This window comes from Streptomyces thermospinosisporus, from assembly GCF_039526425.1.
GTDB lineage: Bacteria > Actinomycetota > Actinomycetes > Streptomycetales > Streptomycetaceae > Streptomyces > Streptomyces thermocarboxydovorans.
Genome location: NZ_BAAAIZ010000027.1, coordinates 21,941 through 27,993, shown reverse-complemented (window position 1 = coordinate 27,993; position 6,053 = coordinate 21,941). Strand labels below are relative to the sequence as shown.

Annotated in this window: 6 protein-coding genes; 3 read left to right on the top strand and 3 right to left on the bottom strand. The window is 72.0% G+C overall.

Going from position 1 to position 6,053, the window contains the following annotated elements; all coding sequences use genetic code 11:
- Positions 1-22: 22 nt before the first annotated feature.
- A complete protein-coding gene (locus ABD207_RS10815; protein ID WP_344012057.1) occupies positions 23-784 on the top strand; it encodes a L,D-transpeptidase family protein in 762 nt (253 codons plus the stop codon).
- A 46-nt stretch (positions 785-830) separates the two neighbouring features.
- Here the strand turns inward: ABD207_RS10815 and ABD207_RS10810 are convergent, their stop codons facing one another.
- Positions 831-1,841, bottom strand: coding sequence for an MASE1 domain-containing protein (locus tag ABD207_RS10810; RefSeq protein ID WP_344011983.1), 1,011 nt, complete (start codon positions 1,839-1,841; stop codon positions 831-833).
- A gap of 52 nt (positions 1,842-1,893) precedes the next feature.
- The gene (locus ABD207_RS10805; RefSeq protein WP_344011980.1) at positions 1,894-2,727 is read right to left on the bottom strand and encodes a PP2C family protein-serine/threonine phosphatase; all 834 of its coding nucleotides are present in this window, start codon (positions 2,725-2,727) and stop codon (positions 1,894-1,896) included.
- 343 nt (positions 2,728-3,070) lie between these two features.
- Between ABD207_RS10805 and ABD207_RS10800 the strand changes: the two genes are divergently transcribed.
- Entirely contained in the window at positions 3,071-3,421 is a 351-nt protein-coding gene (locus ABD207_RS10800) for a hypothetical protein (protein ID WP_344011978.1), read from the top strand.
- A gap of 257 nt (positions 3,422-3,678) precedes the next feature.
- Complete coding sequence (locus ABD207_RS10795; RefSeq protein WP_344011976.1) at positions 3,679-5,694, top strand: discoidin domain-containing protein; 2,016 nt, start codon at positions 3,679-3,681, stop codon at positions 5,692-5,694.
- A gap of 26 nt (positions 5,695-5,720) precedes the next feature.
- Here ABD207_RS10795 and ABD207_RS10790 read toward each other — a convergent pair.
- On the bottom strand, positions 5,721-6,053 hold a 333-nt coding region (locus ABD207_RS10790), incomplete at its 5' end, for a glycerol-3-phosphate dehydrogenase C-terminal domain-containing protein (protein WP_344011974.1).

The following is a 6,053-nucleotide window of genomic DNA, read 5'->3' as shown; positions in this document are numbered from 1 at the left end:
CGCCCTCAAGCACGGCATCACCATGGGCATCGGACTGTTCATCGCCCTGATCGGCCTGGTGAAGGCCGGCTTCGTGCACGAGAACCCGGCCCCCGGCGGCGGCCCCGCCACCCGCAGCGCCCCCTCCGTGCAGCGCCTGCTGTCTCCGCAGGGCGCCCCCGGCACGGTGAGCACCACCCAGGGCAGGCCGGAGGCCCCCGCGCCGCTGCCCGGGCTCGGCCCGCGCACCCGGGCGCAGATCCCCGGCAGCAGCCGCCAGGTCGTGGTGGTCACCGGCCGGGCCCGGGACGCCAACCGCTCCGAGGTCGTGCTGTACTCGCGCACACCGGCCGGATGGCGGGCGGGCACGCCCTGGCCGGCCCGCAACGCTCAGAAGGGCTGGACCGAGGACCACTCCCTCGGCGACCTGCGCTCGCCCATCGGCGTCTTCACCCTCACCGACGCCGGCGGACTGCTGCCCGACCCCGGCACCCGGCTGCCGTACTACCAGGACGAGGGGTTCGGCATCAGCGGTCCGGGGCTGGCGGGGGAGTCCCTGGAAGGGGCCTTCGACCACGTCATCGCCATCGACTACAACCGGGTGCCCGGAACCTCCCCGCTCGATCTGACCCGCCCGCTCGGCGAGGACAAGGGCGGCGGCATCTGGCTGCACGTCGACCACGAGGGGCCCACCCAGGGGTGCGTGAGCCTCTCCGAGAAGCACATGAAGGAGCTCCTGCGCGCGCTGGACCCGGCCCGCAACCCGGTGATCGTGATGGGTGACGCCCAGTCGCTGCAGAAGTGAGCAGCACCGTGCCGTACCGCGGCCCTGAGGCGGACGGCCCCGCCGTTCACAGCTCCTCGCCGCGCCGCCGGCCGTCCTCCTCCGGCGGGGCCCGGTTGGAGGCGGTCTCGCCGGCCGTCAGATGCTCCAGCACCTCCACCAGCTCCTGGCAGGCGCGCTCCACGGAACGCCGGAGATGCTGCTGCTCACTGATCATCGAGGACAGCAGCAGCGCGGTCAGGGCTGCTGCTCCGTTGAAGACCAGCAGGTTGATCATCACGTCCATCTGGTCCAGGACCGCGAACGGACCGGTGTGGTCCGTCGCCGCGATGGTCGCCATCACCGAGGCGTACAGCGCGCACAGCATGCTGCCGGCCAGCTGGAAGCGCAGCGCCGACCAGACGAGCAGCGGGTAGATGGCGAACAGCATGCTGGAGCGGGCGTGGGTGGCCACCGGCACCAGAGCGGCGGTGACGGCGGCCAGGAGGAGGGCCTCCTTCCAGCGCGAGAGGTGCTCCGGCCAGTGCACGCGCCGGAGCAGGAGCAGCAGGGGAGTGACGATCAGGACGCCCATGGCGTCGCCGGCCCACCAGGCCAGCCACACCGACCAGAACCTGTCCGGGGAGAGGCTGCCGTCCGCCAGCAGCAGCACCGCGCCGGTGGTGGAGCTGATCAGCATGGCGGCGAAGGCCCCGAGGAAGACCAGCGCCAGACTGTCCCGCAGACGGGCCAGATCGGGTTTGAAGCGCTGTCTGCGCAGCAGCAGGTACCCGCACACGGGGGCCGCGGTCTGGCCCGCGATCACGATCACCGACTGCGGCTGCGGGGTGGCGATCGACATCACGACGAACAGCGCGCCGAGCGCGATGCCGAGGGAGCAGCGCAGGCCGAAGGTCAGCAGGGCGGCCAGCGCCACCCCGGTGGGCGGCCAGATCGGGCTGACCACGGAGCCCTCGACGACCAGGCCGCGCAGCAGCCCCAGCCGCCCGGCCACGTAGTAGCAGGCGGCGACCCCCAGGGTCTGGAGCACGAAGACGCCGGGTCCTCGCAGATACTCTCTAGCCACCACACAAGCCATCAGACACCGAGGTCGCGCCGTCGGCTAGGCGGGGAGCGGGGGCTTGCGACCCCTATGGCTGAGTCGCCTGGACCCCGTCGTGCCCGATGACGAGAACTGCCGCGTCGTCGTCGTGCCCGACCCGCTCCGCGCCCTTGATCACGGCCGCCGCGAGCGCGTCCGCGTCCATCCGGGCGACGGCCGCCACGCCCGCGAGCCGGACCGCCTGCTCGAGGCCCTCGTCGAGGGTCATGGACGGGCCCTCCACCACTCCGTCGGTGAGCAGCACGAACACGCCGCCGGTGGTGAGCCGGTACCGGGTGACCGGGTAGACCATGCCGCGGCTGATGCCCAGCGGCGGTCCTCCCTCGTCGTCGGTGATGCCCGCCCTGCCGTCCGCGGTGGCCCACACACAGGGCAGATGACCGGCGCGGGCGCTCTCCAGCACACCGGTGGCGGGGTCGAGGCATAGGAAGGTGCAGGTGGCGAAGAGCGCCGAGCCGAGCGACAGCAGCAGGTCGTTGGTCCGCGACAGCAGCTCGCCCGGCTCGCTGCTCACGGAGGCGAGCGCGCGCAGTCCGACCCGCACCTGGCCCATGAAGGCCGCGGCCTCGATGTTGTGGCCCTGGACGTCGCCGATGGACAGCCCGATCCGGCCGTCCGGCATCAGGAACGCGTCGTACCAGTCGCCGCCCACGTTCAGGCCCTGATAGGCGGGCGCGTAGCGCACCGCCAGCCGCACCCCGTGGGCGATCGGCAGATCCCGGGGGAGCATGCCCCGCTGCAGCGCCAGGGCCAGCTCCACCCGGGAGCGCTGCACCGCGGCCTGCGCGCGTGCCTGAGCGGTCAGCGTCCCGAGTCTGTTCAGCAACTCGTCGCCGTCGTCCGCGGGACTGGTGCGGGACATGGATCACTCATCCGGGCGAGCGCGGTCACACTCGGTGACGTTTTCGTGGGCACAACCCCCTATTCGGGGCTCAACGGATGATAGTAGGAAATCGGACAGGGCGGCCAATCGCGGCAGCGGCACCGGGCCGGCCACGCATCGGAGTGAGGCCGGTCGCGGAGCCCCGAGGGGCCGGTCGCGGAGAAGCGGAGGGGCCGTGCCGCGGAGGGACAGGGGGCAGTGCCGCGGAGGGACAGGGGGCAGTGTCGCGGAGGGGAGTGAAGTCCGGGCCCCAAGTCCGTCCGGGGGACCGGTTGTCGCGAAACCCTGCTGGAGTCGGCCGCCCATGCGGCAGTCTGTGCGCATGGAGCAGCATCAGATCATGCAGCATGCCGTCGGCATCCTGACGGAGGCGCTCGACATGCGGCGGCGTCTGAGGGAGGACCCGGAGGCCGACGTCACCAGCAACGGGGCGGTCGCCCAGCTGCTGGAGGAGATGCTGCCGCGCATCCAGCTGCCCGGGGACGCGAGCGCCCGCGAGGTGGCGGAGATCATCACCGCCGAGCTGGGGCCCGCCATCGTCCAGATCGCCTCCGCCCTCACCTTCGCCTTCGTGCAGCTCGCCGAGGTCCATGACGCGGGCCGCACCGACATGTCCTCCGCCGACGTCCTGCGGTCCATCGCGCTGCACTACGAGTCCGGCGGCGGGCGGTGACCCCCGTCCGGCGCGGCCCCTGCGTTTGTCACCGGGCGGACAATCCGCGGTCCCCGTCCGCGCACCCGCGGGCGGATTCCGCGGCGCCGGCGCGATCCGGTGTTCCCGTCTCTTGACTCCTTACGCACCGGTAGCGATCCTCGGCGAAGAATTTGCGCCGGTCATGACAAGACCCTGGTGGCGCCCCCGCCGACGGAGGGACGTGGGTAGTGAGGATCGCTCGGCTCCCGTATCGCGGACGGCGGCCCGTCGCCGTCGTGACGCTGCTCCTTCTCGTGCTGGCCGCGGCCCTCGCCCCGACCCCCGCTTCCGCGGCGGACGGCGACTGGTGGGAGCCGGCCGCGCGTCCCGCCCCCGACTCGCGGATCGGGGTCAGCGGCGAGCCGTTCAAGGGCACCGACGCCCGCGGTGAGGTGCGCGGATTCGTCGACGCGCACAACCACATCATGTCCAACGAGGCCTTCGGCGGGCGCCTGATCTGCGGCAAGGCGTTCTCCGAGCAGGGCATCGCCGAGGCGCTCAAGGACTGCCCCGAGCACTACCCGGACGGCTCGCTCGCCGTCTTCGACTTCATCACCAACGGCGGGGACGGCCGGCACGATCCGGTCGGCTGGCCCACCTTCAAGGACTGGCCCGCCCACGACTCCCTGACACACCAGCAGAACTACTACGCCTGGATCGAGCGCGCCTGGCGCGGCGGCCAGCGCGTGATGGTCAACGACCTGGTCACCAACGGCGTGATCTGCTCGGTGTACTTCTTCAAGGACCGCAGCTGTGACGAGATGACCTCGATCCGCCTCCAGGCGAAGCTGACGTACGACATGCAGGCCTACATCGACCGCATGTACGGCGGCCCCGGAAAGGGCTGGTTCCGGATCGTCACCGACAGCGCCCAGGCCCGCAAGGTCGTCGAGCAGGGCAAGCTCGCCGTCGTCCTGGGTGTCGAGACGTCCGAACCGTTCGGCTGCAAGCAGATCCTCGACCTACCGCAGTGCAGCAAGGCGGACATCGACCGCGGCCTGGACGAGCTGTACGACCTCGGCGTGCGCAGCATGTTCCTGTGCCACAAGTTCGACAACGCGCTGTGCGGCGTCCGCTTCGACTCCGGCACCCTCGGCACGGCCATCAACGTCGGGCAGTTCCTGTCCACCGGCACGTTCTGGCGCACCGAGAAGTGCACCGGACCGCAGCACGACAACCCCATCGGCCTGGCCTCCGCCCCGAACGCCGAGAAGAAGCTGCCCGCCGGGGTGGAGGTGCCCGGCTACTCCGCCGACGCGCAGTGCAATGTGCGCGGGCTCACCGACCTCGGCGAGTACGCGGTGCGCGGCATGATGAAGCGTCACATGATGCTCGAGATCGACCACATGAGCGTCAAGGCCGTCGGCCGGGTCCTGGACATCTTCGAGGCCGAGTCCTACCCCGGCGTGATCTCCTCGCACAGCTGGATGGACCAGAACTGGACCGAACGGGTCTACGGCCTGGGCGGTTTCGTCGCCCAGTACATGAACGGCTCCGAGCACTTCATCGACGAGGCCGACCGCACCGAGGCGCTGCGCGACAAGTACGGCGTGGGCTACGGCTTCGGCACCGACATGAACGGCGTCGGCGGCTGGCCTGCCCCGCGCGGCGAGGACGCGCCGAACCCCGTCACCTACCCCTTCCGCAGTGTCGACGGCGGCTCGGTCCTCGACCGGCAGACCACCGGTGAGCGCACCTGGGACCTCAACACCGACGGCGCCGCCCACTACGGCCTGGTGCCCGACTGGATCGAGGACATCCGCCGGGTCGGCGGACAGCACGTGGTGGACGACCTGTTCCGGGGTGCCGAGTCCTACCTGGACACCTGGGGCGCGACCGAGCGGCACACCACCGGCGCCGACCTCGCCAAGGGAGCGGCGGCGACGGCGAGTTCCACGGAGTGGAGCCTGTTCACCAGCTATGCGCCCGGCCGCGCAGTGGACGGCGACCGGGGCACCCGCTGGGCCAGCCACTGGAGCGACGGACAGTGGCTGCGGATCGACCTCGGGGCCACCCGCCAGGTCGGCAGGGTCACCCTCGACTGGGAGCGCGCCTACGGCAAGGCGTACCGCATCCAGCTGTCCGCCGACGGCACCGACTGGCGGACCGTGTGGTCCACCACCTCCGGCGACGGCGGCCTGGACACCGCGCGGTTCACCCCGTCAAAGGCGCGCCACCTGCGCATCCAGCTCCTGGAGCGTGGCACCCAGTGGGGCTACTCGCTGCGGGAGGCCGGCGTCCACGCCGGCTGACGGCGCCGACCTCCCGCGGACCGGCCTCACGCCGACTCCGTGACCTCCGCGAGGAGTTCGCGCACCGTCTCCAGGGCCCGCGCCCGGTCGGCCGGCACCAGGCCGATCCGGGTGCGGCGGTCCAGCAGGTCCGCGGCGTCGAGCGCGCCCTCGTGGCGCAGCGCCCACAGCAGCTCGGCGCCGGTGGCCGGGTACGAGGGCAGCACCGGCTCGCGGAGCCGTTGGTCGCGCAGGCCGAGGGCGTGCACCGCCGGTGCCTCCGTGCCGTAGCGGCGCACCAGGCGGCGCGGCGCGGGCAGCGCGGCGAGCGTCGGCGGCGCGGCCGCGAGCAGCCACAGCCCGATCCCGGACTCCGGTAC